The sequence below is a fragment of the Actinomycetota bacterium genome (assembly GCA_030018275.1).
Taxonomy (GTDB): domain Bacteria; phylum Actinomycetota; class Aquicultoria; order Subteraquimicrobiales; family Subteraquimicrobiaceae; genus Subteraquimicrobium.
The window spans coordinates 1-26,619 of the sequence record JASEGB010000012.1 but is presented as its reverse complement, the minus strand read 5'-3'; the positions used below and the strand labels follow the sequence as shown (position 1 = coordinate 26,619).

The following is a 26,619-nucleotide window of genomic DNA, read 5'->3' as shown; positions in this document are numbered from 1 at the left end:
AATCGATTCTTCCTCTATAGTCCAGAAGCTCCGGAGCTCAGTAGCTCAGCTTCACAGCTTCCGAGCTTCTGAGCTGGCAAGGATTTTTTATGTCGAAATTCGTAACCCACAGCTTAGAATCTCTCACTTCTCCACTCGTTCACTTCCTACGTTATTCAACGGTGACGCTTTTCGCTAGATTCCGAGGTCGATCGGGATCGATCCCCTTAGAAACTGAAATATAATAAGCAAACAAGTGTAAAGGGACTATGCACAAGATGGGGGAAAGTAATGGATTAACAGCTGGGATATTTAAATCACCGCCTTCCGAAACCAATAAAACAGTAGCATTTCTGGCTTTTGCCTCTTCAATATTGCTCTCCATCTTTGAAGCGAGATCATCATTTGGCGAGATAGCAACGACTGGAACACCTTCCTCCAAAAGAGCAAGAGGTCCGTGCTTTAATTCACCAGCGGGGTATGCTTCTGCATGCACGTAACTGATCTCTTTAATCTTTAGTGCACCTTCTAACGCGGTGGGATAGTTAAGGCGCCGACCGATGTAGAAGAATATGTTCTTGTCTGCAAGATTCTCTGCCAATTTCCTGATTTCTCTTTCATCACTCAAGATTTGACCGATCTTATCGGGGATTTCCTTTAAATCGCTTAAAATTTCTTCCACAGATTCGTCATTGATTTTACCCCTCTCCTTGGCGAGGAATAAACTCAATAGAGTGAGTGAAACCAATTGCCCAATGTAAGCTTTTGTGGATGCAACAGCAATTTCAGGTCCCGCATATATGTAGACATTATCATCCGATAGTCTTGTCAAAGTGGAACCAACAACATTTACTACGCTCACCACGCGCGAATTTCTTCTCTTGGCCTCTCTTGCACACGCAATGGTGTCCGCCGTTTCACCTGACTGAGAAATAGCGATTACCGCACAATCTTCATATAAGGTATTTGCTGTAGAATATCTAAACTCTGATGCCATTACCGCCTCAGAGGATATTCCAAATCTTTCCAAGAGATATTTTCCTACCAAGCCTGCATAAGCTGCGGTACCACATGCGACAAAGTATATTCTTTTAAAATGGGCTAACTTTTTCGCAACTTCTTTTATTTCCTTAACTCCTTTTAATGCGTTTTTAGCGGCATAGGGTTCCTCAAAAATTTCTTTTAGCATGAAATGCTCATAACCCGCCTTTTCTGCTTCCCTGATGTCCCATTCTACGATCTGCGTTTCTCTTTCCACCTGGGCTCCGGTTTTTAGATCCTTAATTACCACGGAATTCTCCCTAATAATTCCATAATCAAAATCTTGGAGAATTATGACCCTTTTAGTTTCTGGAAGAACAGCTGGAATATCAGATGCCACAAAATTTTCATTTTTCCCTAAACCGACGATGAGTGGGCTTTCCTTTCTTGTCATAAGGATTTTATCTGCTTCAGTTGGTGTGATGGCAGCAATGGCGAAACTACCCTTTAGTTTCTTGATGGCTTCTATAAATGCAGCTTCAAAATCACCAGTGTAGAATTCTTCGATTAGATGCGGAATTACCTCTGTATCGGTTTCTGATTCAAATTTATGACCTTTCCCTATTAATTCTTGTTTCAGATCTTTATAGTTTTCGATTATTCCGTTATGAACGACTACAAATTTCCCTTTGCAATCCGTGTGCGGATGTGCGTTCTTCTTAGAGGGCACACCATGCGTTGCCCAACGACAGTGCCCCATGCCCAGGCTGGAGTGAATTTTCGTTCGGTCACAAGTCCTTAACATCTCCCCTTCAATCCCCTCGACCCTACCCTTGTTCTTCGCCACGAACAATCCTTCCTTATCGACAATGGCTACGCCTGCAGAATCGTAACCTCTATATTCTAAGCGTTTGAGCATATTAAAAAGGACATCCGATACATTTCTTCCTCCAATGTAACCTGCTATTCCGCACATACAAACCTCCACCCTCAAATTCCAGAATTTTAAATTTTTCATTTACGGAATATCGACTATACGCTATCGTCTATCGACTGCCTTTACGCGAGTTCTTTCTCTATTACGGCTGCGATTTCGTGGGCGATGGAGTTTGCTTCCCCCTCATCTTCGCTCTCCACCATGACCCTTACCATGGGTTCAGTGCCCGAAGCACGGACCAAAACCCTCCCTTTACGCTTAGAACTCTCTTCGGCTGCTTTGATCGCCCTCTTTATCCGTTCCGACTTGTTCAAATTTTCCTTGCGAGCCACATGGACGTTCAAGAGCACCTGGGGGAATCGAGTCATTACCTTCTTCAATTCGGAAAGCCTCTTGCCCGTATCCCTCATCACAGCCATGAGTTGTAAAGCGGTGACGACGCCATCGCCGGTTGTGTTAAGGTCTAAGAATATTATGTGTCCCGATTGTTCACCGCCCAAAGATATCTTATTTGCAAGCATCTCCTCCAAAACATAGCGATCTCCAACCTTGGTTTTGATCACCTTGATCCCATGTCCCCCCATGGCAAGATCAAAACCCATGTTTGTCATAATGGTGGTGACAACGGTATTATTTGGCAACTCGCCCAGCTTTTTGAGGTGAATGGCGCAGATGGCCATGATGAAATCACCGTCAATCATATCCCCCGTTTCGTCTACCGCAATTACTCTATCCCCATCGCCATCGTGGGCCAATCCCAAATCCACATTATGGGATCTCACGATTTCTTGAACATACTGAGGATAGGTGGAACCACAATTTAAATTGATGTTGAGTCCGTTCGGACTCGCACCGAAGGTCAAAACCCTTGCCCCAAGCTCATGCAGGATCAGAGGGGAAGTTTGATGAGTGGACCCATTTGCACAGTCCAAGGCAACCTTAAACCCCTCCAATGCACCTGGGATCGTGTTTACGGCGTAATTCACATAATGCTCGATCGCGTCATCAATTTGAGTAATCGTTCCAATCCCAGCCGCCTTTGGTCTCGATTTCGAACCAGATTTTATTAGAGCTTCGATCTGATTCTCCATCTCCTCGGAAAGCTTGAACCCATCTGCATCAAAAAATTTTATCCCATTATATTCCACGGGATTATGAGAGGCGGAAATAACCACACCAGCGTTTGCTCCAAGAAATCTAGTTAGGAAGGCGATGGCGGGAGTGGGTATCACTCCCACCTTCATAGCATCGGCTCCGCTACAGCAAATTCCAGAGATGAGTGCACTCTCAAGAAGATCACAAGAGATTCGCGTATCCTTCCCCACCACAATTTTCCCTTTTTTCCCCCTTGGAGTCAGGAAGGATGCTCCCACCTCCCCCAATTTAAAAGCTAACTCAGGAGAGAGATCTTCATTGGCTATGCCCCGGACACCATCGGTACCAAAAAGTCTACCCAAAGGAACCTCCTTTAAATTCAAAAAAGAGGATGGCAGCCCTTTGGGACTGCCATTTTGAGGTTTATCGCTTGGAGAATTGGGGAGCTTTACGAGCCTTTTTTAAACCGTATTTCCTCCGTTCCTTCATGCGCGGATCTCTGGTTAGGAATCCAGCTTTTTTGAGCTCATCTCGGAGACTTTCATCAAATTCAACCAAAGCGCGAGAAATGCCATGGCGTAGGGCTCCGGCCTGACCGGATATCCCTCCCCCTTCAAGCTTGGCTACGACATTGAGCTTATTCAAGGTTCCCGTTAACTCCAATGGCTGCCTGACGAAAGTGCATAGAATCTTATTTCCAAAATATTCTTCAAGACCCTTGCCACCGATATCAAATTCCCCCTTGCCGGGGACCAACCGCACCCGAGCTACGGATTCCTTTCTCCTTCCCGTGCCGTAATATACAGCTTCACTTTTCTTTGCCGCAGTCTCGCCTTTTTTAGCTACCGCTTCACTCTTTTTAGCCATAGAAATTGTTCCTCCTCAAATCCATCTGGGATATCTCAACTTCCGCTCTTAAAGCAAGAGCTGGATGGGTTTCGGCTTCTGGGCGTGATGCAGATGATCGGAGCCCGCGTATACCTTCAATTTCTTAAGCATCGCCCGACCCAGACGATTGTGGGGGAGCATTCTCCTCACCGCTTCCTTGATTACAAATGTCGGCTTTTCCTTCAGCAGAGTACCATAATCGGTTGCTTTAAGTCCCCCAATATACCCCGTATGATGGTAATATATCTTTTTTTCAGACTTTTTCCCCGTAAGTTTCACCTTCTCGGCATTGATGACGATGACAAAATCTCCCGTATCAATATGGGGAGTAAAAATGGTCTTATGCTTGCCCCGCAGTAACTTGGCCACCTGACTCGCCAATCGACCAAGGGGAACATCCTTGGCATCAACAAGCCACCATTCTCTGGTTACCTCTGAAGGTTTTGTCATGTACGTTTTCATTGTTTTCACCCAAAAGAAATGGCATTTAATGTGCCAATTGTCTATTAATCCGTGAGATGATAGAGAATTTAAAATGAAGCTTAAGGCTTCAATTTCAAAAGCGACAATTATACTAACAATAAATTATAACCTATGTCAAGGAAGCAAGTGCCTGTAGGCTGCGTCTCACATTCCGTAGTTGACTACCGCTTGATTAAAAGGATAGGTCCACTCCAAGAAACCGAAAAGCACGTAGAATTTTGACAAAATTAACGAAATATACAAGGAATTTTAGAATGAAATAGAGAAAAATTCACTGCCCAGAAAACTTTTCAATCCCAAATAATTGATTATCTCCTCGCTGTTAGGCAATATGTTAGGGAGGAGGCAATTTGCAGTGTCTTAAGGAGGTAGCTTTAATGTTCTTCGCAAAACTCACTCGATACTTGAGGAAAACCTCCAAGTATGCTGGATTCCCAGCGATGGCGGAGTGGCCATATCGTCTTCCAGAAGATTTGCCACCAGAGCAAGTCGGAGCGATCCAGGCAAGAGCCGACGAACTTGGGGCTGTTGCTCAATATGGCTGGGGACATACTATAGACTTTGGAGTATTTCAAAAGCAAGGCATTCTGGGGAATGCATATTTGGGTATCGCCGGACTCTTGGATCAATGGGAGTGGTGGCCACGGTCATTCGATGGTTTATCCCTAGCCGACGTGGGCTGCTTCACCGGTGGACTGACTTTGCTCATGGCCGCTCGCGATCCTAAAGTTATCTACGCCATCGACGAAATACCTGAGCACATTCACCAGTGCGAATTTCTATGTGAGGTATTCAAATGCTTAAATGTCAAAACGATACAAGCATCATTATATAACCTACAAGAGCACATCGAAGCCAGCAGTTTAGACCTCGTGCTGTTGAGTGGAGTTCTATACCATTTAAGCGATATGCTGGTTGGACTGCTGATAATACGGAATTTGCTCAAACCCGGGGGCGTCTTACTCATCGAGTCGAATGCGGTCGATGACGACAAACAATCTTATGCCAATTTCGGTCGATTCTACCTGGGAATGTGGTGGCAACCTTCAGCGTTGTGTATCCAAGATATGTGCGAATTCACGGGATTTGAGCGCCCTGAAATTCGGTTCTATTTAGAGGACAGATGCTTAGCGCGAACGGTTAGAACCAAAGAAAAGATTCCTTTCAAGCGTGGAATGAACTGGAAATTCTATTCACTCAAGGATGAACGACCACGACCGGTTGATCCCAGCGTGATGGCTCCCGTACGATAAACAAACTGAGACAAATACCAGAAAAAATTTCAAGATTTTAATCGTAGCAAATGTTGCTCAGGAAAAGACCTTTGGCGGGTACTGTTGGTCCAGCCCTGTCTCGATCTTTCTTTTCCATGATTTCTGCCACCTGCTCAAGGGTTAAATTACCCAATCCCACCCTTATCAAAGTTCCTACGATGGTGCGGACCATCTTGTGTAGAAATGAGTCGGCTTTAATCTTAATGCAAAGCAAGTCATGGTGAACTTTTTTGCAGGATATTTCGAAGATCGTCCGGACGGGATTTTTGGGGATATCCGATTGCACACAAAAAGCCGTAAAATCGTGGGTACCCAAAAAAAGTTTCGCCGCCTCCTGCATGGCATCGATATCTAAGGAGCTGGCAATGAAGTGGGAAAATTCGGCAAAGAATGGTGAGGGATGATCCTTATTCATGATGAAATATTTGTATTCGCGAGAGGTGGCGTTGCGACGAGCATCAAAGGATTCATCGACCTCCTCGGCTTCTTTGACCGCAATGTCCCGAGGTAGAAGAGAATTTAAGGAATGCTGGAGTCGGAGTAAAGGAATTTGAGAACGGGTGCGGAAGTTGATCACCTGGTGTAAAGCGTGAACTCCGGCATCGGTACGTCCGGCGGATTTTACCACGATATTCTCCTGAAGGATTTGACTCAAAGTCTTCTCCAGTTCCCCTTGAATCGTGGGTAAGTTGGGTTGCCTTTGAAATCCGTGATAGTTAGTCCCCTTATATTCCATGACTAATTTTATATTCCTCATCGGAATCACTCCATGGTTCACCGTTCACGGTAATTATATGGAGATTAAGCTCATATTTCTGTGGGACGTCCTAGAGAGTGCATCTCAAGAGAACAGGGCGTTGTCCACCCATTTTGGGCGGGGATAAACACCACCCCTCCATGATAAATGGATAAACCTCCTACATCGATAATTGTAGTGCGGGGGCTCGTCCCCCGCCTTATTGTCGGGGATAAACCCCGACACTACATTAAAAATGATTATTGTGTAGTGTATCCTTTAGACTCATTCCACTTCTCAGAGCCGTCCTATCGTTACCGAAACTATGAGAAGCAGTAACGCTACCATCCCAGCTAACCAGTCTTTTCCGCTCATTTCTAAAGCTTTTAGCCGAGTTCTGCCCTCTCCCCCTCTGTAACATCTGGATTCCATCCCTAAGGCTAGTTCATCCGCCCGGCGGAAGGCGCTAACAAATAGGGGAATCAGTAGGGGGAGAAAGCTCCTGGCGCGCCTTAAGATATTTCCGGATTCAAAATCCGCGCCTCGTGCCATCTGTGCCTTCATGATTTTATCGGTTTCCATCACCAGTGTAGGAATGAATCTTAAGGCAATGGTCATCATCATGGCCAGCTCGTGAGCGGGGATCTTTAATCTCCTGAAGGGACTAAGCAGATACTCCAATCCATCGGTGAGTTCAATGGGAGTTGTGGTCAGAGTGAGCAGCGAAGTTCCCAAAAGAAGTAGGATTAATCTGATACAAATGAATACTCCCATCTGAAGTCCCTCCTGAGTGATCCTTAAAGGACCCAGCTTCATCAAAATTGTTCCCGACGTGAATAAAAGGTGCATTGCAAAGGTAAAAATGATTATTAAGCGCAGGGGTTTGAGCGTGCGTAAAATCCAGCCCCAAGGCAACTGACCGAGAAAAACCACGAAGGCCAAGAAGAGAAAAAGAATGAGGAATCCAAGAAGATTTTGGATGGCGAATATCACCACGGCTAATGAAATTATTAGGCAAATCTTTACCCTGGGATCGAGGACGTGAACAACGGAATCCGCTGGATAATATTGTCCCATGCTTAAGGGTATCAAAGACTTCATCTCCGCCTCTCCTTAAAATATTTAAAAATGGCATCCCTTGCCTCTTCCACTTCAAATACATCTACAGGAACGTCTATCCCCTGATCTCTCAAAGCCCTGACCAGAGAGGTCACCTGAGGTATATCCAGTCCAATCCTTTTAAGCGTCACCGCCTCCAAAAATATTTTTCGAGGGATATCATCCAAGAGAATACTGCCCTCATTGAGCACGATTAATCTATCCACAAGGTGAGCAACTTCATCCATATTATGGGTGACCAGGACGATGGTCAGACCCTCTAGATGATGCAGATATTCCAGGCGAGACATTATCTCCTTCCGCCCTCTGGGATCCAGTCCAGAAGTGGGTTCATCCAAGATGAGAGCTTCGGGCTCCATGGCCAATACACCAGCTATCGCCACCCGTCGCATCTCGCCACCACTCAAGGAGAACGGAGACCTATCCTTAAAGAGATTGAAATCGAGCTCCACGAGTTCAAGGGCTTTTCTTACCCTTCGCTCGACTTCGGATTCGCTACAACCAAGATTTCGAGGTCCAAAGGCTATATCGTCGAAGACCGTTTCCTCAAAGAGTTGATTCTCTGGAAATTGGAAAACGAGTCCGATCTTTTGGCGCACCAGGTGGGAAGGTATGCCATCCTTTCCGATCTCCCTCCCATCGATTAAGACCTTTCCCTCAGCTGGAGTTAGCAATCCATTAAAAAGCTGAATGAGGGTGGATTTACCAGAGCCCGTCGGTCCAATGATGCCCACAAATTCGCCTTTCTCTATGGACAAACTCACATCCCTCAAAGCTCTCTGTGCCAAAGGAGTACCTTCCAGATAAGTGAAGCCAACATTGATCAATTCAATGAGCATAACGCATCCACCATTTCATCGACGGTGAGGATGGATTGAGGTATTTTGAGGCCCAATTCAATCAGGCTTCTTGCCAAATCGGTCATGGGTGGGATGGTAACACCAGTGTGCTTCAACCCATGTACATCACTGAAGACTTCTCGAGGACTTCCATCCGAGATTATCCTGCCACCCTCCATTATCAGAAGCCGATGGGCGAAAACAGCTTCTTCAGGAAAATGAGTGATATGTATCACGGTTACCCCGTGCTCAGTGTTAAGACCCTTAAGAATGTCAATTATCTCCTTCCTTCCCAGGGGATCGAGCATCGATGTGGGTTCGTCTAAAACTAAATACTTTGGCATCATGGCCAGAACTCCAGCGATAGCAACCCGCTGCTTTTGTCCCGCTGAAAGGAGATGGGGCTCGTATCGAGCATATCTTGACATGCGAACCAAACTCAGAGCCCGATCGACCCTCCTCCGGATCTCATCGCGGGCAAGCCCCAGATTCTCCGGTCCAAAAGCCACATCTTCCTCGACTATAGTGGCCACGATCTGGTTCTCAGGATTTTGAAATATCATCCCCACTAGCTGCCTGATTCTCCGGAGGTTATCTGGGTCGTTAGTGGATAGGTTCTCCACACTTACCTCTCCACTGGTGGGAATGAGGAGTCCATTGAGGAGCTTTGCCAGAGTTGATTTTCCAGAACCGTTGGATCCGAGGATGGCAACAAATTCACCGGGTTGTATGGTTAAGTTTACATCACGCAGGGCTATGATCTGATCCCTTCGCCCCGGATTGTATATGTAGGTGAGGTTGGATACCTTAATCATGAGGTCCTCTTAAGTAAATAAACATAAGGCAAAAGCCCTGCTTTTGCCCTAAAATATTCTTATCCAAACCTTCAACCTCGAACTTATACTAACTCCACTAAGACCATGGGCGCAGCATCCCCCTGACGGGGACCCAATTTGAGAATACGCGTATAACCACCCTGCCGCTCTTTGAAGCGGGGAGCTATCTCAGAGAAGATTTTGTGAACGAGCTCTTTATCCTGGACGATGGCGAGTACCTGTCGGCGTGCTTGGAAGTTGCCCCTCTTGGCCAAGGTAACAATCTTGTCAACCAAGGGACAGACCTGTTTGGCGCGTAATTGAGTGGTCTTGATTCTCTCGTGTTTGAAAATCTCCGCCGCCAGGTTTCTTAAAATTGCTTCCCTATGACTGGCATTTGCACCGAATTTTTTGGTCTTCTTCCGATGTCTCATCGCACCTTAATCGCTCTCTTTTAAGGATAAATTCAGCTTAGCCAACTTGTCCTTGACCTCTTCAATGGATTTAGCTCCAAAATTTCTGATGTTTAAGAGGTCTTCCTCAGTGCACTGTAATAACTGCTCTAAATTGTGAATTCCCTGCTTCTTGAGGCAATTATAGGAACGGACCGAAAGATCAAGATCCTCTATGGGTGAAGTAAGGGCTGTATCCTTAACGGTTTCGCTGACCACAAATACGGGAGCTTTCTTTTTCTGGGGAGCTTGCTCCATGAATAGATTCATATGCTCGTTGATGATTTTGGCCGCCAGGCTCATGGCTTCTTGTGGAGACATACTTCCATTGGTCTCCACTTGTAGGGTGAGCTTGTCATAGTCGGTTCTGTAACCCACCCGCGTTGCCTCCACCGTATATGAAACCCTCTTTACCGGTGAAAATAGAGAATCAATGGGAATTACCCCTATGGGATCCGATGGTTTCTTGTTGCGCTCCGCGGGGATGTATCCCCTCCCGGTCTCCACGGTCATTTCCATCTGCAGATGACCTTTTCTGTTAAGATTTGCAATATAAAGATTCGGGTTGACGATCTCCACTTCTGGAGGAGCGATGATATCACCCGCTCTAACCTCCTTTGGACCCTTAACGCCCAACCTCAGGGTGGCCGGTTCTTCTGAATGCGACTTCAAAACGAGGTCCTTTAAATTGAGGATGATTTCGGTGACATCCTCTCGAACCCCGGGGATGGTCGAGAATTCGTGAGCCACGCCTTCTATCTTTATCCTAGTTATGGCGGCTCCAGGAAGTGAAGAGAGTAGTACCCTGCGCAAGGAATTTCCCAAAGTATACCCAAAACCTCGCTCCAAGGGTTCTAGGGAAAACCTTGCAACACGATCGGATACCTCTTCCATCTTAATCTGAGGCTTAAGTATGTCTAGCATGTATCTTCCCTCTCCCTGCTTAGTTGGATTTTATCCCTAAATAAAGCTTTGCTATTATGCCCATCCCTACCTACTACCTGTATTAATTGCAGACATTGGTTACACTCTTACCTGGTTCACCGTTCACCGTTCACCCTAGTTTGCTGGTTTGTTAGTTGGTTTGCTAATTGATTCTAGCAAACTGGCAAACTAGCCAACGAGTCAACCGAAGCTAAGCAGCGAGTAGGCTCGCAGCAGCTAGCGCTCGGAAGGATGCCCCAAACAATAATATAAGTGTTACCAATGTGCATAAACATTACAACTACCTACTTAAATTACTTGGAATACAGCTCCACTATGAGTTTTTCATTGACTGGAATATCAATTTGATCACGTTCAGGAAGGGAGAGAACCTTTCCTTTGAGATTTTCGATATCGACCTCCAGCCAGCCTGGCACCAGAGGTTTCGTGGAAGATTGTACACATTCTCTTATTCTTGCAATTTCCCTCCCCTCACAAACGCTAATCACATCTCCCAGTTTTACCTGATAAGATGGAATATTAACCTTCCTGCCATTGACCATAAAATGTCCGTGCCTTACCATTTGTCGAGCTTCATTCCTTGAAGCTGCAAAACCCAAACGATAAACTACATTGTCCATCCTCAATTCCAAAAGCCGTAGGAGGTTTTCTCCGGTGATGCCCCTTCTTCCCGCAGCCAAATCGTAGTACCTCTTGAACTGATTTTCCAGGATTCCATAAATTCGCTTGGCTTTTTGCTTCTCCCGAAGTTGAAGACTGTATTCGGTCTCCTTAGGACGTCTTCTTCCATGTTCACCTGGGGGATATGGACGCCTCTCCATGGCACATTTGTCAGTGAGACATCGTTCACCCTTCAAAAAGAGCTTCTCATTTTCCCTTCGGCATATTTTGCACAGGGGACTGATGTATCTTGCCATATTTTATCTTCTCCTTTAAACTCTTCTCCGCTTTCGAGGTCGGCAACCATTGTGGGGAACGGGAGTCGCATCGATGATTCCGCAAACTTCCAAACCTGCTGCCTGAAGTGTTCTAATAGCAGTTTCTCTACCGGCTCCAGGTCCCTTGACTAGAACATCTACCTTTCCCATACCATGCTCACGAGCCTTCTTGGCAACCGTTTCGGCTGCCACTTGAGCAGCGAAAGGGGTGCTCTTTTTGGTGCCCTTAAATCCTACGGTGCCGGCACTCTCCCAAACGATGGTGTTACCCTCTAAATCGGTGATGTTAATGATGGTATTATTGAAAGTGGATTTAATATGGGCAATGCCATGTGGAATATTTTTGCGTTCCTTACGCTTCAATCGCTTTATGCCTTTTTTCTTCGCCATCTAATTCCCCCATTTCCCTTCTTATTTAACATTGATCTTCCATGAACCATAAACTGTAAACCGTGAACTACTTCTTACGCTTCACTCCAACGGTTTTCCTGGGACCTTTCCGGGTGCGGGCATTTGTATGTGTTCTTTGCCCCCTCACCGGAAGACCCCTTCTATGTCGGATTCCTCGATAGCATCCAATTTCCATTAACCTTCTTATATTTTGAGAAGCCTCACGTCGTAAATCTCCCTCTACCTTTAGATTCTTGTCTATATGCTCCCTCAAGCTTGCTATCTCGTTCTCGGTAAGATTGCGAACGCGAGTATCCGGATTTATGCCAATGGCCTGCAAAATTCTCTTTGCAGTGGGCAAACCTATACCATAGATGTAGGTTAGGGCAATCTCGATTCTTTTCTCCCTTGGCAGATCCACACCAGCAATTCTCGCCACTTTTAACCTCCTATCCTGGTCGCAAATCCTTTCACCTGCGACGGTTAGTTTAGCCTTGCCGTTGCTTATGTCTAGGGTTCTCGCAGATAACGATGATCTTCCCCTTACGCTTGATTATTTTGCATTTCTCACACATCTTTTTAACCGATGGTCTTACCTTCATTATTCATCTTCCTTCTATCAATCGCTTTCCCCCGGAAAGCTACTACACTTTTACTTCGCTCTCTTTCTACGAGTCAATCGGCCGTACGGCCTAATCAATCGCTCATTTTACTCACTAGTCAAAAGTCAATAATTCTCCACTTTTTGACTCTTGACTATTGACTTTTGACGGGTTTATTTAAATCGATAGATAATTCTCCCCCGATTAAGGTCGTAGGGAGAGAGTTCCACAATCACTCTATCCCCGGGAAGAATTTTAATGTAATGCATCCTCATCTTGCCCGAAATGTGAGCGAGAACCTTATGTCCACTTTCGAGTTCGACTCGAAACATCGCATTGGGTAAAGTTTCGATTACCTTCCCCTCAATCTCGATAGCCTCTTCTTTCTTCACCATATCGCCATCCTTCGCAATAGTAAAAACATATTATAGCAAAAAGCAAGTGAACAGTCTATAAGGACGTCAGAACCAACGGACCAACCTTAGTGATGGCTACGGTGTGCTCAAAGTGAGCTGATAAGCTACGATCGCGAGTGACGACTCCCCATTTATCAGGGAGTACTTCGACCTCGTGACCACCGGCGTTCACCATTGGCTCTAGGGCAAATACCATGCCTTCCTCAAGACGAGGACCCTTTCCGGGGTGACCATAATTTGGGATTTGCGGATCCTCATGCATTGATCGCCCGATGCCATGCCCCACAAATTCTCGCACCACTGAATAGCCTGCCTTTTCAGCAACGGTTTGAATAGCATGAGATATATCATAAAGGTGATTTCCCACAACGCACCGAGATATTCCCATTTGTAAAGCCTTCTTAGCTATCTCTATTAATCTCGAAGCCTCTGAAGAAACCCTTCCCACGGGTAGGGTGATGGCCGCATCCCCATGAAAACCCCTATATTCTACGCCTATATCAATGCTTATGATATCTCCTTCCTTGAGCCTCCTACAACTGGGGATACCATGGACGACCCCTTCATTTATCGAAACACAAATTGCGGCGGGAAAACCTCGATATCCCTTAAAAGCCGGCTTTGCTCCCTTCTTCGTTATGAAGTCTTCGGCTATTTTATCCAGCTTAATGGTGCTTATTTCCGGCTTGACCGCCCTTTTTATCGCCTCCAGAGTTTGAGCCACAATGCGACCTGCTTCACGCATAATCTCGATTTCTTCTATGGATTTACGGATTATCATCTTCTTCTTTGGAATAACCAAGTTTTACGGCTTTGGCAGGCGGGTCAAAGTTCTATCTATGAGGCTTGAGATATCCTCGAATACCTCACGGGCGGATTTTTTTCCTTTTACAGTTTGAAGTAATCCGGCCTTCCGATAATACGAGAGCAAAGGCTCTGTTTGTCTTCGGTAAACCCGCAATCTATTCTCGATGGTATCCACCATATCATCGCTGCGCTGATGGAGTTTGCTTTCACATGCATCACATATACCTTTTTTCTTGGGTGGGTCGTAAATTAAATGATATACTTTGCCACAACGCTGACATATACGTCTGAGGCTCAAACGACGAATTATCTCATCTTCCTCAACATCGATATTTAAAACCAAATCCAATCCCTTTTCCATTCCCTTAAGTACAGCCTTTAAGGCATCAGCCTGGACTGTTGTCCTGGGGAAACCATCTAGAATGAATCCTCGTTCACAATCATCCTTTGATAAACGGTCTTTTATGATTTCAATGACTATTTCATCGGGCACCAGTTCGCCTCGATCCATATACCTTTTTGCCTTCATGCCTGCGGGAGTTCCGTGACTAACTGCCTCCCGGAGTATATCTCCGGTTGAGATATGAGGGATACCATACCTTCCAGATATCATAATCGCTTGCGTGCCCTTACCCGCGCCAGGCGGTCCCACTATCACGATATTCATAAGCTCCCTTTCCAAAGGAGTGAAAGTTCAATGCGGCTATTTCAGGAATCCTTCATAATGTCTCATGATGAGATGCGTTTCCACCTGCCGTACAGTCTCCAAAGCCACACCGACTATAATTAGGATGGAAATGCCTCCGAACTCCTTGAAAAATGGTATATTGAGTTGAGCCATGAAAATGGTGGGCAGAACAGCGATTAGAGCCAGGAAGAGAGAGCCGGGGAAAGTAATTCTGCTCAAGATTCGATCGAGATATGATGCCGTGGGTTTTCCAGGTCTTACACCCGGAATGAATCCTCCATACTTTTTGATGTTATCCGATATATCTATGGGATTAAAGATTATGGCCGTATAAAAATAGGTGAAAAAGATGATGAATAAAGCAAACAAACTAAGATAAAAAGGAGAAGTGGGATTAAGGGTTTCGGCCAAAACTTTGAAAAACTTACCAGGGAAAAATCTAGCTAAGGTTGCCGGAAAAAGCAGGACAGAAGCAGCAAAGATGATGGGGATAACCCCTGCGGAGTTAATCTTAAGGGGAATGTATGTACTTTGTCCCCCGTAAATCCTTCTGCCCACGATCCTCTTCGCATACTGTACCGGAATCCTCCGCTGACCACTTTCCGTGAATATTATCGCAGCGATCATGGCCAAAATTATGAACACCAACAGAATAATGAGTAAAGGATTCACTATTTGAAAGGTTTCAATCGAGGCTTGAGGAAAGCGCGAAATTATGCTGATGAAAATGAGTAACGACATGCCATTCCCAATGCCCTTTTGAGTTATAAGTTCACCAAGCCACATGATGATGATAGCCCCCGTGGTTAAAGTTATGACTATTAGAAATTTGGTGAATAAGGGAAAGACTATTTTCAACTGACCTTGGAAAAAGAAGGTCAAACCGATGGATTGAACGAGGCATAAAAATAGGGTTAGATATCGAGTCCATTGGGTTATCTTCCTTCGTCCAATTTCCCCTTCCTTTGCCCATTCTTCAACCTTGGGGATAACCACAGTCAAGAGTTCCATGATAATAGCCGCCGTGATGTAAGGCATTATTCCTAGAGCAAAAACAGCAAATTCCGAAAGTGCTCCCCCGGCAAAGAGATCCATAAAGCCCAATATGCCGCCTTGCTTGAACAACTCCCTAATGACGCTAACATCCACACCCGGTACGGGTACATGGGCGCCAAATCGATAAATCGCCAAAATACCAAAGGTGAATAAGATACGTCTCCTTAAGTCAGGGACTTTAAAGGCATTTCTGATGGCTTCGATCATTGAACAACCTCCGCTTTTCCTCCCGCTTCCTCTATCTTCTTAACCGCCGTTTTGCTGAAGGAATGAGCGCGAACCGTAAGGGCTTTAGAGAGTTTTCCTTCACCCAATATTTTCACGGGTAAATTCCTTTTTCTGATCAATCCCCTCTCAAGTAATGCTTTGGGATCAATGACGGATTTATCCTTAAATACGTTAAGGTTTTCCACATTAACGATAGCATATTCCCGCTTGAAGAGATTTCTAAATCCCGGTAGCTTGGGTAGCCTTAAGTGTAAGGGATTTTGGCCTCCCTCAAAACCAGGTCTTATACTTCCTCCCGAGCGAGCTTTTTGACCCTTAGTCCCTCTTCCCGATGTCTTTCCGCAACCCGATCCACGTCCTCGCCCTACTCTCTTTCTGCTCTTTATGGATCCTTCCGCAGGTCTAAGTTCATGTAGTTTCATTTATAAATCCTCCAAGTATCCCGACTCCCGCCGCTCGTCCCCATTAATCGCGAGCTTTGGTTACACCCTTACATGGTTCACCTTTCACGGTTCACAGTAATTATATCTAGAATGTGCCCTAGACATAATTCCAGAAAGTTGGTTCGCAAATCCTAAATTCGAAATCCTAAATCCTAAACAAATCCAAAATCCAAATTTTTGAAATCCTAAACACTCTTGGATAGGGTCATCTCCTTCTTTTTTGAACCTTTGGATTTTGGTCATTTAATATTGTTTAGAATTTGGTGCTTTGCGCTTAGAATTTAAAATATTCCTTTGCTTAAGAACTGTTTGGCAAAAGGAGCTTCATCTGCCATAGGCGATTTATGTCTAGCCTATATCTAGAATATGCCTTGCGACTAGTCTATTTCCTCTACCTTTACTAGATGGTTAATCTTTCTTATCATGCCTCTTATCTCGGGCTTGTCCTCGTGTTCCACACTGTGGCGGATTCGCTTTAAGCCAAGCGCTTTTATCGTTAGCCTCTGGTGTTTCGATCTTCCGACCAAGCTTTTCACCTGAGTGATTCTAAGCTTTGGCACCTTTAGCCTCCGACCGCAATATGGCACCCACCGATTTACCTCGGAGTTTGGCAACTTCTTCGAGTCTTTTTAAACCCTTTAGACCTTCCGCAGCTGCTTTCACCGTATTAATGGGATTACTGGAACCTAAGGATTTTGTTAAAACATCCTTTACTCCTGCTAAATCGAGTAGCGCTCTTACCGGACCCCCGGCAATGATTCCAGTTCCCTCCGACGCCGGTTTCAAAAGTACCTTCCCAGCTCCAAAATATCCTATGACTTCATAGGGTATGGTATTACCCACGAGAGGAACCTCAAATAAGTTTTTCTTTGCATTTTGAATGGCCTTAGAGATGGCCATGGGGACTTCGCTTGCCTTACCCAAACCTACACCCACACGTCCCTGTCCATCACCCACTACGACCAAGGCGCTTAAATTGAATCTACGACCTCCCTTAACTACCTTGGCCACACGGTTGATGAAGACCACCTTTTCTTTTAACTCCAATTGATCCGGATCAATTTTTTGGACCACTCTCTACCTCCGTTCGTTGCTCTTAAATGGTTCACCATTTTTCGTTCACCGTTCACCGTTATTGGTTAATTATTGCCCATCGACCATCGACTGTTTTTACCCCCTCGACTTTCAACCTTCAACCTGAACCTTCAACCTTCAGCTGAGGCTAAAATTTGAGCCCCGCTTCGCGTGCTGCCTCTGCCAAGGCCTTCACCCTTCCATGATAAAGGTATCCTCCACGATCGAAAACCGCCTCGCGTATTCCCTTGGCTAGCGCTCGCTCTGCTATCAGATTCCCTACCAGCTTAGCAGCTTCCTTATTTCCACCACGCGATATTCCTTCCCTAATCTCGGGGTCAAATGTTGAAGCACTCGCCAGAGTTATCCCCCGAATATCATCTATAATCTGCGCATAAATGTTCTTATTACTGCGATAAACGGAAAGTCTTGGTCGCTCGCTTGTGCCAAATATTTTCTTCCGTATCCTTTTATGCCTCATTATCCTGGCTAAAACTTTTCGAGCAGTCTCCATAATCCCCCCACTTTACGTTGTTAGCTGTTAATTGTTCGTTGTTCGTAATTTTTTACTAACAACTAACCTGCCAACAACAAATAAACTGATTTTATTTGGCTGTTTTACCAACTTTCCTTCGAACGTGTTCACCTAGGTATCTGATCCCTTTCCCCTTGTATGGCTCGGGCTTACGGATAGCCCTTATTTGAGCAGCTACTTCACCAACCATCTCCTTATCGGCTCCCTTAACCACGATCCTCGTTGGATGGGGAACCTCTATCTGAATACCTTCCGGTCTATGAAAGATTACTGGGTGGGAGAAACCAACCTGGAGTTCCAGGTGATCCCCCTTTCTAATAGCACGATAGCCCACGCCCTCTATCTCGAGGATCTTCTCAAATCCTGAGCTTACCCCGGTTATCATGTTAGCAATTAAAGTTCTGGTTAAACCGTGGAGAGATTTATGCAACCTGTCATCGGATGGTCTCTCGACCAGTATCTTATCCTCCTCCTTTTTTATCGTCAGAGCACTGGGGAAAGTTTTGCTAAGTTCCCCCTTGGGACCTTTTACCCTAACCGTGGAACCCTCGATTTGAACTTCCACACTCTCTGGTATTATGATGGGTTTCTTCCCAACCCTTGACATTTCACCCTCCATCAATTCAGTCGATAATCCATGATCGATGGTCGATAGTATTATTTCTTATTTTTAACTCGACTATGAGCTATTGGCTATGGGCTGCTTTCTACCAAACATAACAGATGACCTCTCCGCCCACTCCTTCTTTCTTAGCCCGTTTATCGGTCATAAGTCCTTTAGAAGTGGAGATAATAGCAATCCCCAACCCTCCGAGTACCCTTGGAATCTCATCTTTTTTAGCGTAAACCCTCAAACCGGGCTTGCTTATCCTCTTAATTCCGGTGATTGGTCGCTCTCGATTGGGACCATAATGCATTTTTATGCGAAGAACATTGTGGCTATTGTCCTTTGCAACTTCATAGTCTTTTATATAACCCTCTTTTTTGAGTATCTTCGCGATTTCGATCTTCACTTTTGAGGCGGGCATTTCCACAACGTCATAATAAGCGACATTTGCATTTCGAATCCTGGTCAGCATATCAGCGATGGGATCAGTCATCACCATATCAAATACCCCCAATCGTCCACCGTTTATCGTTCACCGTTCACCGTATTAAAAAGTTTTCTGTGAACCGTGAACGGTGAACCAACTTACTGGTTTACCAACTAGCTTTGATGAGCCCGGGGACCTCCCCCTTGTGAGCGAGTTCTCTCAAGCAAATTCTGCAAAGTCCGAACTTCCTAAGATAGCCACGGGATCTACCGCATCTAACACACCTGTTATATTCCCGAACTTTGTATTTTTGCTTCTTGCGCTGTTTAACTACAAGTGCTTTACGGGCCAATTTTTCCTCCCAAATAACCTATTTCTCTCTAATAGGTAGACCAAAGTGTTTGAGCAGAGCATATGCCAATTCATCATCCCCAGTCGTGGTTACAAGAGTGATATCCATTCCTTGAATCCTAGTAACTTTATCGTAATCGACTTCTGGAAAGATCAACTGCTCATCAACGCCAAAAGTATAATTACCCCTTCCATCAAAGGATCGTCGATTGAGCCCACGGAAATCTCTGATACGGGGCAAAGCTGTGGTCAAAAGTCGATCCAAAAAATCATACATCTTATTGCCACGAAGAGTAACTTTACAGCCAACGGGAACCCCTTTGCGAATCTTAAAGCCAGCGATGGATTTCTTGGCACGCGTAATCATCGGTTTCTGCCCGGTTATGGTTACGAGATCCTTCGCTGCAGCCTCAATAGCTTTTGAATCCTTCGCACCCTCTCCCACACCCATGTTAATGATGATTTTCTCCAAGCGAGGGACCTGCATGGGATTGGAAAAATTAAATTCCTTCATCAAGACACTCACGATTTCTTCCTTATACTTCCGCTTGAGCTTAGGGATTTGCTCTCCGCTTATTTTCTCAGCAGTTTCCCTTTTCTCTCTTTTTACCTTCTCTTTCGTCTTTGCCTTCGCCATTTTTACTCCTCATTACGTTCACCATTGTTCATTCACAGTTCACCGTGTACCATTCACCTTTAAAAATTATTTTCCATAAATTGTGAACGGTGAACATAAAACTAAACCTAAACTTTATCTATATCTTGTCCGCACTTCTTGCAAATTCTAACCCTTTTACCTTCTGAGATTTCTCTTTTGCCAATGCGAGTGGGTTGACCACAATTGGGACATATTAGTTGAACATTAGAAACGTGAATTGCACTCTCTTTCTCGATGATCCCTCCTTGAGGGTTTCTCTGCGTGGGACGGGTATGCCTTTTAACCACGTTCACACCTTCCACGATAACCCGCTCTCTCTTGGGTAAAGCGACGAGTATCTTTCCCTTTTTCCCCTTATCTTTGCCCGCTATCACCAACACCTTATCGCCTTTTCTTGCTTTTAACCTAGCCATTTTTTCTCCTCGTTCACCGATTAAAGGACTTCGGGAGCTAAAGAGATAATCTTCATGAAGTTTTTGTCCCTCAACTCTCGAGCCACTGGTCCAAAAATTCTTGTACCCCGAGGATTTTTGAGTTCATTTATGAGCACCGCCGCATTATCATCAAATTTGACATAAGAACCGTCGGGGCGCCTGATCTCCTTTCTGGTCCGGACCACCACAGCTTGTACGATTTCACCTTTCTTCACGGCTCCCCCGGGAATTGCATCCTTTACACTTCCCACTATGATATCTCCAACCCGGGCATATCTTCGGGCTGATCCAAGGACCCTAATGCACTGTATTTCTTTGGCTCCGGTATTATCCGCGACCTTGACCTTTGTTTCCTGCTGAATCATCCTAACTCCCTCGCCGCAGGTCACCCGTCGCATGTTACAGGTTTAATTTTTCTTAAGGATCGGCGACTTGCATCCTGCGACAGATTACTTGGCTTTCTCCAAAATGGAAACCACACGCCACCTTTTTTCCTTGCTTAAGGGTCGGGTTTCCATTATTTTCACAACATCTCCCACACGACACTCGTTGTTTTCATCGTGAGCTTTGAATTTAGTCGTTCGTCTCATGATCTTTTTATATAGTGGATGCCGCACAATAGATTCGACGGCGACAACAATGGTCTTATCCATCTTATCACTTACAACCTTCCCGACTCTCACCTTTCTCCTGCCTCGATTTTCCATGGTTACCTCCAAAATCCGTCAATAGTAAGCCCATGGTCAATTAATCCATGATCCATAGTTGGCGTTTTTAACAATCGACTATGAGCTATCGACCATCGACTGATTTGCTAGTTCTCTTTCCCTTTTGATGGTTTTAATTCGGGCTATATTTCTTCGCACTTCCCCTATTTTCATGGGATTATCGAGCTGACCGGTGGCTAATTGGAATCGAAGATTAAATAGTTCGGCCTTTGCCTCACTCAATTTTTGTCCCAACTCTTCATCTGAGAGCTCACGAATATCTTTAGCCTTCACGCTCACCACCCCATTCCTCGCGCTTTACCATTCTAGTTTTGATGGGGAGTTTATGTGAAGCCAATCGCATGGCCTCGGTCGCCACATCCTCGCTAACCCCGGCAAGTTCAAACATAATTTTCCCGGGCTTGACCACAGCCACCCAGTGCTCAGGCGATCCCTTGCCTTTACCCATTCTGGTTTCAGCAGGTTTCTCCGTCACTGGTTTGTCAGGAAAGATGTTGATCCAAACCTTACCCCCTCGCCTTATATACCTTGTCAAAGCGATTCGGGCGGCTTCGATTTGTCGATTCGTTATCCAGCCTGGTTCCAAAGCTTGGAGGCCGAAATCACCGAAATGTACGACCGTGCCTCCCTTTGCCCTCCCCTTCATTCTCCCTCTTTGAACCTTGCGATGCTTTACTCTCCGCGGTAGAAGCATCTATGCCTCCTCTTTCGTTGATTCCCTCTTTTTCTTCTTGGTTTCCTTCTTCCTGGTTTCCTTCTCCTCAGACGCTGACTTTGCTGGTACCTCTTCGACCGCTTCCTCCTTCTCGGGCTCCACTTCCTTCACTTCCTCTTCTTCTTCCGCAGCATAGGGTAAAATTTCTCCCTTATAAATCCAAACCTTCACACCGATGAGTCCAAAGGTGGTATGGGCTTCTGCAAAACCATAGTCGATACTCGCACGTAAAGTATGGAGGGGTACTCTTCCCTCGCGATACCACTCCGTTCTCGCCATCTCCGCTCCACCCAATCTTCCCGAGCACGAAACTTTGACACCCTGAGCACCAACTCTCATGGCAGCCGTTACGGCTTTTTTCATGGCTCTTCTGAAGGAAACTCGAGCTTCGAGCTGCTCTGCTATACTCTGAGCCACAAGGGTTGCATCCAGTTCAGGTGCTCTGACTTCCTGGATATTTATCTGAATCTGCTTTCCGATTATCTTTTCCAAATCCGCCCGAAGGAGTTCCACTTCAGAGCCCTTCCTGCCTATGACAATACCTGGTCTCGCCGTATGGATATCGATCTTAACCCTACCTCCAGCCCGCTCTATCTCGATCTTAGAAATGCCAGCTCGAGACAACTTCCCCAGGATATGCTGGCGTATTTTCAGATCTTCCCCCAGAGCTTTTGCATAGTCCTTGCTGGCGAACCAGCGAGACTTCCAATTTTCAATTATTCCCAGTCTTAAACCTATGGGATTAACCTTTTGCCCCACGTCTCGGTACCTCCTCACGCTCCTGGACAACTATGGTGATATGGCTGGTTTTTCTTCGAATCATCGCCACTCTACCCATAGCCCTTGGTCGATATCTCTTAAGGGCTGGACCCTGGTCAACATAGGCCTCAGAAATATACAAATTGACCCTCCTTAAATGCAAGTTTCTTTCCGCATTTGCCACGGCTGAATTCACAACCTTTGAAACTATTTTTGCTGCAGCTTTGGGGCAAAATTGAAGGATTGTCAAAGCCTCCTCAACGGGTTTACCTCTGATCAAATCAACTACCTGTCGAGCCTTTCTAGGACCTACTCGGATATACTTCGCAACGGCTCTAGCCTTTGGGATCTCTTCAATTACCGGTTTAGCCGGCACCTTAACCCCCTCCAAATTTGGTTCACAGTTCACCGTTCACCGAAAATTTTTAAAATACCGTGAACGGTATACGGTGAACGAACAACGGTTATCTGATGGCCGTGGATCTTTCAGTATGAGCTCCATGGGTTCTAAAGATCCTCGTAGGTGCGAACTCACCCAACTTATGTCCGATCATACTCTCCGTTATATAAATTGGGACGTGTTTCCTACCATCGTGAACGGCGATGGTGTGGCCAACCATTTCGGAAATGATATCAGAATCCCGAGACCAGGTCTTTATCACCCTTTTCTCGCCCCTCTCGTTCATCTCTTTGATTTTCCTCAAGAGCTTGGGGTCTATATAAGACCCCTTCTTCCGCGATCTAGCCATATTCTCCCCCTCAAATTACCCCTTTCTCCTCCGAATGATGTATTTATCTGAGGGCTTTTTCTTTCTGGTTTTATATCCCAGTGTCGGCTTCCCCCAAGGAGTTACGGGTTGGCGACCAATGGGGGCTTTCCCCTCCCCACCACCATGGGGATGATCCACGGGGTTCATGGCGCTTCCACGAACGGCGGGTCTTTTACCCAACCATCTACTACGCCCAGCTTTTCCCAAGGATACGATCTCATGCTCCACATTACCCATCTCGCCAATGGTAGCTCGGCAACTCTGGCGGATCATCCTCACCTCCCCAGAGGGAAGCTTTAATTGAGCATAATCCTCCTCCTTGGCAACTATCTGAGCAAAGGTACCCGCAGAGCGTGCCAACTGGGCTCCTTTCCCAGGATAAATTTCAATATTGTGAACGCTTGTTCCCACGGGAATTTTATGAAGTGGTAGAGCATTTCCCGGTTTTATATCCGCATCTAATCCGGACATAACCTCGTCCCCAATTTTAAGATTTTGAGGGGCAAGGATATATCTCTTCTCGCCATCCGCATAATGTAATAGAGCTATTCGAGCAGATCTATTTGGATCGTACTCGATGGCTACGACTTTTGCGGGAATTCCATCCTTATCTCTCTTGAAATCAATAATCCTATATCTCCTCTTGTGACCGCCCCCCTTGTGTCGAGTTGTTATTCGACCATGAACATTCCTCCCAGCCTTCTTTGAAAGAGGAGCGGTAAGAGACTTCTCCGGCTTCTCCTTAGTTATCTCCTGAAAATCGGAGACTATGGTAAATCTTCTACCTGGAGATGTAGGTTTATACTTTTTGACTCCCATTTTTATCCCCCACCATCCTAGTTTGCTTGTTTAATTTTTCTAGCCAACCAGCTAACTAGCTAACTAGCCAACGGGTCTGTGACCTTAACCGTTAGGCGCCTTCAAAGAGTTCTATGCGGTCGCCTTCCTTGAGCGTAATAATGGCTTTCTTCCAATTCCTTTGCCTTCCGAAAGTATACCCCCGTCTCCTAAGCTTCCCCTTGACGGGGATGGTGTTCACATCAACCACGGTGACTTTGAAAATATCTTCAATCGCCTTGCGAATCTCGCTCTTGTTAGCCGTTGGATGGACTTCAAAAGTATACTTATTTTGCTCAATCAGTTTGTAACTTTTCTCAGAGACGACGGGTCGAATGATGATATCCCTGGAATCCTTCATCTACTGAAGCACCTCCGTTAATCGGTTCAAGGCATCTCGCGTCAGAATTAAAACATCGTTATCGAGGACGTTATATGGATTGACCTCTGAGACCTCTATTACCCTCACATAAGAAATATTCCGTATAGCCCTGTTTACTTCCTCATTCCTTTCTGTGACCACAACCGTCGTCTTCTTTGTGATCTTAAGATTTTTTAATACCTTTACGGCCTCTTTAGTCTTGGGCTGTTTGAGCTTGAAATGATCCAAAATTATGAGTTCCGAATCCCTGGCTTTCGCACTCAAAGCCGATTTCAGAGCAAGTTTTTTAACCTTCTTGGGCACCGAAAAAGAATAATCTCTGGGCTTAGGACCAAAGACGACCCCTCCTCCCCGCCACAAGGGAGAACGGATAGTCCCAGCTCTTGCCCGACCAGTTCCCTTTTGACGCCGAGGTTTGGCGCCCCCTCCCCGAACCTCATTTCTGGTTTTGGTTGAAGCCGTTCCACTTCGCATGGCTGCACACTGAGACCTGATGACCTGATGAAGAAGGGGTTCATTGACCTCACATTCGAAAATTTGGGAGTTGAGTTCAACCTCGTCTATCTTCTTTCCCCTAGCACTCAGAACCGGTAATTTAAGCATGTTTACCCCTTTTGGCGGATTTTCCCTTCGCCTTCACTGATTCCTTGATTATAACCAAGCTACCCACGGCTCCGGGTATGCTCCCTCTGAGGAGTAAAAGATTTTGATCCGGATCCACCTTAGCAACCTCTAAATTTTGTACCGTGACTCTCTCATTACCCATGTGACCAGGCATCTTCTTTCCCTTAAAAACTCTTGAGGGATCGGCACATGCTCCAATGGAACCCGGTGCCCTGTGGAAACGCGAACCGTGAGAGGCAGGACCTCCTTTAAATCCCCATCTCTTCATGACACCTGCAAAACCCTTACCCTTGGAGATACCGGTGACGTCTATTCTTTCTCCCTCGGAAAAGATATCCACCGTGAGAACTTGACCCACCTTGTAATCTTCACCTTCTGCAATAGTCACTTCGGCCAGATATTTTTGGGGGGAAACCTTTGCCCTGGCAAAGTGTCCTTTAAGTGGCGCATTAAGGTGTTTTTCCTTAATCTCATCAAAGCCGATTTGGATGGCAGAATATCCATCCTTTTCCTTCGTTTTCACTTGAGTGACCACACAAGGTCCCGCTTCTACCACGGTTACGGGCACCGCTTTATTCTCTTTAAAAATTTGGGTCATCCCCAATTTCTTTCCCAAAATCCCCCTCATCAATTTCGCACCTCATTCAGACTTTACAGTTTAATTTCTATATCCACACCCGCTGGCAAATCTAGCCTCATCAGCGAATCCACCGTCTTAGGTGTGGGATCCAAAATGTCAATGAGCCTTTTGTGAATCCTCACCTCAAACTGCTCTCGAGAATCCTTGTGCACATGAGGAGATCGAAGCACACAATAAAGACTACGTTCCGTAGGAAGAGGAATTGGACCCGAAATCCTGGCTCCCGTCCTCCTCACGGTATCCACTATTTTTTTTGCCGATTGATCGACTATTTCATGATCATGTGCTTTTAGTCTTATTCTTATTTTTTGGGTCTTCATGGATATCCCCTATGTTAGTTGATGGTTCACGGTTCATGATTCATGGAAATCCTTTAACCTTGCCGTGAACTGTGAACGGTGAACTATTTAGGCCAATATCTTGGTCACCGTGCCCGCACCGACCGTTCTTCCCCCCTCCCTTATGGCGAAGCGCAGTCCCTCCTCCATGGCTATGGGTGTGATGAGCTCTATCTCCAGCTCCACGTTATCCCCGGGCATGACCATCTCCACGCCGGTTGGCAGAGTGACCACACCTGTGACATCGGTGGTCCTGAAGTAGAACTGGGGACGGTATCCGGTGAAGAAGGGGGTGTGCCTTCCCCCCTCCTCCTTGGTCAGGGCATAGACTTGGGCCTTGAACTTGGTGTGCGGGGTGATGGAGCCCGGTTGGGCTAAGACCTGGCCCCTCTCCACCTCGGTCTTGGCGATGCCCCTTAAGAGGACCCCGATGCTGTCCCCGGCGACGGCCTCATCCAATATCTTCCTGAACATCTCAAGACCTGTGGCCACGGTCTTCTTCACCGATGGCCTCATGCCCACGATCTCCACCTCATCTCCGACCTTTATCCTTCCCCTCTCCACTCTTCCGGTGACCACGGTTCCCCTTCCGGTGATGGAGAACACGTCCTCTACGGGCATCAGGAAGG

Annotated in this window: 40 protein-coding genes and 1 pseudogene; 1 reads left to right on the top strand and 40 read right to left on the bottom strand. The window is 45.8% G+C overall.

The window, feature by feature from the left end; translation table 11 throughout:
* Positions 1-151 precede the first annotated feature (151 nt).
* From glmS to rplM, 4 genes are all read right to left on the bottom strand, one after another.
* Entirely contained in the window at positions 152-1,936 is a 1,785-nt protein-coding gene (glmS, locus tag QMD66_06010) for a glutamine--fructose-6-phosphate transaminase (isomerizing) (GenBank protein MDI6822392.1), read from the bottom strand.
* A gap of 83 nt (positions 1,937-2,019) precedes the next feature.
* Positions 2,020-3,354 carry a phosphoglucosamine mutase gene (glmM, locus tag QMD66_06005; protein MDI6822391.1) on the bottom strand — a complete coding sequence of 445 codons (1,335 nt, stop codon included), beginning with the start codon at positions 3,352-3,354 and terminating at the stop codon, positions 2,020-2,022.
* Between the two features lie 61 nt (positions 3,355-3,415).
* Positions 3,416-3,859, bottom strand: a complete 444-nt coding sequence (gene rpsI / locus QMD66_06000) for a 30S ribosomal protein S9 (protein MDI6822390.1) — start codon at positions 3,857-3,859, stop codon at positions 3,416-3,418.
* A gap of 48 nt (positions 3,860-3,907) precedes the next feature.
* Positions 3,908-4,342, bottom strand: a complete 435-nt coding sequence (gene rplM, locus QMD66_05995; GenBank protein ID MDI6822389.1) for a 50S ribosomal protein L13 — start codon at positions 4,340-4,342, stop codon at positions 3,908-3,910.
* 398 nt (positions 4,343-4,740) lie between these two features.
* Here rplM and QMD66_05990 point away from each other — a divergent pair, with 398 nt between their 5' ends.
* Positions 4,741-5,616: a methyltransferase domain-containing protein gene (locus QMD66_05990; protein MDI6822388.1), complete on the top strand. Its 876-nt coding sequence runs from the start codon at positions 4,741-4,743 to the stop codon at positions 5,614-5,616.
* A gap of 37 nt (positions 5,617-5,653) precedes the next feature.
* Here QMD66_05990 and truA read toward each other — a convergent pair whose 3' ends face one another.
* From truA to QMD66_05810, 36 genes and pseudogenes are all read right to left on the bottom strand, one after another.
* On the bottom strand, positions 5,654-6,394 hold the full coding sequence (gene truA, locus QMD66_05985) for a tRNA pseudouridine(38-40) synthase TruA (GenBank protein MDI6822387.1): 741 nt from the start codon (positions 6,392-6,394) through the stop codon (positions 5,654-5,656).
* Positions 6,395-6,670: 276 nt separating this feature from the next.
* Entirely contained in the window at positions 6,671-7,474 is an 804-nt protein-coding gene (locus QMD66_05980) for an energy-coupling factor transporter transmembrane component T (protein MDI6822386.1), read from the bottom strand.
* A complete protein-coding gene (locus QMD66_05975; protein MDI6822385.1) occupies positions 7,471-8,331 on the bottom strand; it encodes an energy-coupling factor transporter ATPase in 861 nt (286 codons plus the stop codon). Before QMD66_05975 ends, QMD66_05980 begins: the two co-directional genes overlap by 4 nt.
* Positions 8,316-9,146 carry an energy-coupling factor transporter ATPase gene (locus QMD66_05970; protein MDI6822384.1) on the bottom strand — a complete coding sequence of 277 codons (831 nt, stop codon included), beginning with the start codon at positions 9,144-9,146 and terminating at the stop codon, positions 8,316-8,318. Before QMD66_05970 ends, QMD66_05975 begins: the two co-directional genes overlap by 16 nt.
* Before the next feature lie 83 nt (positions 9,147-9,229).
* On the bottom strand, positions 9,230-9,580 hold the full coding sequence (rplQ, locus tag QMD66_05965; GenBank protein ID MDI6822383.1) for a 50S ribosomal protein L17: 351 nt from the start codon (positions 9,578-9,580) through the stop codon (positions 9,230-9,232).
* Between the two features lie 6 nt (positions 9,581-9,586).
* Complete coding sequence (locus QMD66_05960) at positions 9,587-10,522, bottom strand: DNA-directed RNA polymerase subunit alpha (protein MDI6822382.1); 936 nt, start codon at positions 10,520-10,522, stop codon at positions 9,587-9,589.
* Between the two features lie 314 nt (positions 10,523-10,836).
* Entirely contained in the window at positions 10,837-11,460 is a 624-nt protein-coding gene (rpsD, locus tag QMD66_05955) for a 30S ribosomal protein S4 (GenBank protein MDI6822381.1), read from the bottom strand.
* A gap of 15 nt (positions 11,461-11,475) precedes the next feature.
* Positions 11,476-11,871: a 30S ribosomal protein S11 gene (gene rpsK / locus QMD66_05950; GenBank protein ID MDI6822380.1), complete on the bottom strand. Its 396-nt coding sequence runs from the start codon at positions 11,869-11,871 to the stop codon at positions 11,476-11,478.
* Positions 11,872-11,938: 67 nt separating this feature from the next.
* A complete protein-coding gene (gene rpsM, locus QMD66_05945) occupies positions 11,939-12,310 on the bottom strand; it encodes a 30S ribosomal protein S13 (GenBank protein ID MDI6822379.1) in 372 nt (123 codons plus the stop codon).
* 49 nt (positions 12,311-12,359) lie between these two features.
* The gene (gene rpmJ, locus QMD66_05940) at positions 12,360-12,473 is read right to left on the bottom strand and encodes a 50S ribosomal protein L36 (GenBank protein ID MDI6822378.1); all 114 of its coding nucleotides are present in this window, start codon (positions 12,471-12,473) and stop codon (positions 12,360-12,362) included.
* 173 nt (positions 12,474-12,646) lie between these two features.
* Positions 12,647-12,868, bottom strand: a complete 222-nt coding sequence (gene infA / locus QMD66_05935; protein MDI6822377.1) for a translation initiation factor IF-1 — start codon at positions 12,866-12,868, stop codon at positions 12,647-12,649.
* A 55-nt stretch (positions 12,869-12,923) separates the two neighbouring features.
* The gene (gene map, locus QMD66_05930; protein MDI6822376.1) at positions 12,924-13,670 is read right to left on the bottom strand and encodes a type I methionyl aminopeptidase; all 747 of its coding nucleotides are present in this window, start codon (positions 13,668-13,670) and stop codon (positions 12,924-12,926) included.
* Between the two features lie 24 nt (positions 13,671-13,694).
* The gene (locus tag QMD66_05925; GenBank protein ID MDI6822375.1) at positions 13,695-14,363 is read right to left on the bottom strand and encodes an adenylate kinase; all 669 of its coding nucleotides are present in this window, start codon (positions 14,361-14,363) and stop codon (positions 13,695-13,697) included.
* Between the two features lie 36 nt (positions 14,364-14,399).
* Positions 14,400-15,647 (bottom strand): preprotein translocase subunit SecY, encoded by a 1,248-nt coding sequence (gene secY, locus QMD66_05920; protein MDI6822374.1) that lies wholly within the window; start codon positions 15,645-15,647, stop codon positions 14,400-14,402.
* Positions 15,644-16,090 carry a 50S ribosomal protein L15 gene (gene rplO, locus QMD66_05915; protein ID MDI6822373.1) on the bottom strand — a complete coding sequence of 149 codons (447 nt, stop codon included), beginning with the start codon at positions 16,088-16,090 and terminating at the stop codon, positions 15,644-15,646. The genes secY and rplO overlap by 4 nt, the downstream gene beginning before the upstream one ends.
* 398 nt (positions 16,091-16,488) lie before the next feature.
* Positions 16,489-16,671: a 50S ribosomal protein L30 gene (rpmD, locus tag QMD66_05910; protein MDI6822372.1), complete on the bottom strand. Its 183-nt coding sequence runs from the start codon at positions 16,669-16,671 to the stop codon at positions 16,489-16,491.
* A complete protein-coding gene (gene rpsE / locus QMD66_05905; GenBank protein MDI6822371.1) occupies positions 16,658-17,185 on the bottom strand; it encodes a 30S ribosomal protein S5 in 528 nt (175 codons plus the stop codon). The genes rpmD and rpsE overlap by 14 nt, the downstream gene beginning before the upstream one ends.
* Positions 17,186-17,333: 148 nt before the next feature.
* The gene (gene rplR / locus QMD66_05900) at positions 17,334-17,699 is read right to left on the bottom strand and encodes a 50S ribosomal protein L18 (protein ID MDI6822370.1); all 366 of its coding nucleotides are present in this window, start codon (positions 17,697-17,699) and stop codon (positions 17,334-17,336) included.
* Positions 17,700-17,790: 91 nt separating this feature from the next.
* On the bottom strand, positions 17,791-18,327 hold the full coding sequence (gene rplF / locus QMD66_05895) for a 50S ribosomal protein L6 (protein MDI6822369.1): 537 nt from the start codon (positions 18,325-18,327) through the stop codon (positions 17,791-17,793).
* Positions 18,328-18,427: 100 nt separating this feature from the next.
* Positions 18,428-18,826, bottom strand: coding sequence for a 30S ribosomal protein S8 (gene rpsH, locus QMD66_05890; protein MDI6822368.1), 399 nt, complete (start codon positions 18,824-18,826; stop codon positions 18,428-18,430).
* Positions 18,827-18,920: 94 nt separating this feature from the next.
* Complete coding sequence (locus QMD66_05885; protein ID MDI6822367.1) at positions 18,921-19,106, bottom strand: type Z 30S ribosomal protein S14; 186 nt, start codon at positions 19,104-19,106, stop codon at positions 18,921-18,923.
* An 18-nt stretch (positions 19,107-19,124) separates the two neighbouring features.
* Positions 19,125-19,742, bottom strand: coding sequence for a 50S ribosomal protein L5 (rplE, locus tag QMD66_05880; GenBank protein MDI6822366.1), 618 nt, complete (start codon positions 19,740-19,742; stop codon positions 19,125-19,127).
* A 107-nt stretch (positions 19,743-19,849) separates the two neighbouring features.
* A complete protein-coding gene (gene rplX, locus QMD66_05875; protein ID MDI6822365.1) occupies positions 19,850-20,176 on the bottom strand; it encodes a 50S ribosomal protein L24 in 327 nt (108 codons plus the stop codon).
* A gap of 20 nt (positions 20,177-20,196) precedes the next feature.
* Positions 20,197-20,562 carry a 50S ribosomal protein L14 gene (gene rplN, locus QMD66_05870; GenBank protein MDI6822364.1) on the bottom strand — a complete coding sequence of 122 codons (366 nt, stop codon included), beginning with the start codon at positions 20,560-20,562 and terminating at the stop codon, positions 20,197-20,199.
* A gap of 84 nt (positions 20,563-20,646) precedes the next feature.
* Entirely contained in the window at positions 20,647-20,904 is a 258-nt protein-coding gene (rpsQ, locus tag QMD66_05865) for a 30S ribosomal protein S17 (protein ID MDI6822363.1), read from the bottom strand.
* A 78-nt stretch (positions 20,905-20,982) separates the two neighbouring features.
* Positions 20,983-21,198, bottom strand: a complete 216-nt coding sequence (gene rpmC, locus QMD66_05860) for a 50S ribosomal protein L29 (GenBank protein MDI6822362.1) — start codon at positions 21,196-21,198, stop codon at positions 20,983-20,985.
* Positions 21,188-21,619, bottom strand: coding sequence for a 50S ribosomal protein L16 (gene rplP / locus QMD66_05855; GenBank protein ID MDI6822361.1), 432 nt, complete (start codon positions 21,617-21,619; stop codon positions 21,188-21,190). The genes rpmC and rplP overlap by 11 nt, the downstream gene beginning before the upstream one ends.
* Before the next feature lie 156 nt (positions 21,620-21,775).
* Positions 21,776-22,399 (bottom strand): annotated as a pseudogene (gene rpsC / locus QMD66_05850) (30S ribosomal protein S3).
* Positions 22,383-22,775: a 50S ribosomal protein L22 gene (rplV, locus tag QMD66_05845; GenBank protein MDI6822360.1), complete on the bottom strand. Its 393-nt coding sequence runs from the start codon at positions 22,773-22,775 to the stop codon at positions 22,383-22,385. Before rplV ends, rpsC begins: the two are co-directional and overlap by 17 nt.
* A gap of 88 nt (positions 22,776-22,863) precedes the next feature.
* Positions 22,864-23,148 (bottom strand): 30S ribosomal protein S19, encoded by a 285-nt coding sequence (gene rpsS, locus QMD66_05840; GenBank protein MDI6822359.1) that lies wholly within the window; start codon positions 23,146-23,148, stop codon positions 22,864-22,866.
* A 15-nt stretch (positions 23,149-23,163) separates the two neighbouring features.
* Complete coding sequence (gene rplB / locus QMD66_05835; protein ID MDI6822358.1) at positions 23,164-23,988, bottom strand: 50S ribosomal protein L2; 825 nt, start codon at positions 23,986-23,988, stop codon at positions 23,164-23,166.
* Between the two features lie 91 nt (positions 23,989-24,079).
* Positions 24,080-24,367, bottom strand: a complete 288-nt coding sequence (rplW, locus tag QMD66_05830) for a 50S ribosomal protein L23 (protein MDI6822357.1) — start codon at positions 24,365-24,367, stop codon at positions 24,080-24,082.
* Entirely contained in the window at positions 24,368-24,991 is a 624-nt protein-coding gene (rplD, locus tag QMD66_05825) for a 50S ribosomal protein L4 (protein MDI6822356.1), read from the bottom strand.
* Positions 24,984-25,643: a 50S ribosomal protein L3 gene (gene rplC / locus QMD66_05820; protein MDI6822355.1), complete on the bottom strand. Its 660-nt coding sequence runs from the start codon at positions 25,641-25,643 to the stop codon at positions 24,984-24,986. The genes rplD and rplC overlap by 8 nt, the downstream gene beginning before the upstream one ends.
* 20 nt (positions 25,644-25,663) lie before the next feature.
* Positions 25,664-25,972: a 30S ribosomal protein S10 gene (gene rpsJ / locus QMD66_05815; protein MDI6822354.1), complete on the bottom strand. Its 309-nt coding sequence runs from the start codon at positions 25,970-25,972 to the stop codon at positions 25,664-25,666.
* Between the two features lie 87 nt (positions 25,973-26,059).
* Positions 26,060-26,619: EF-Tu/IF-2/RF-3 family GTPase (locus QMD66_05810; GenBank protein MDI6822353.1), on the bottom strand; the 560-nt coding region annotated here is incomplete at its 5' end.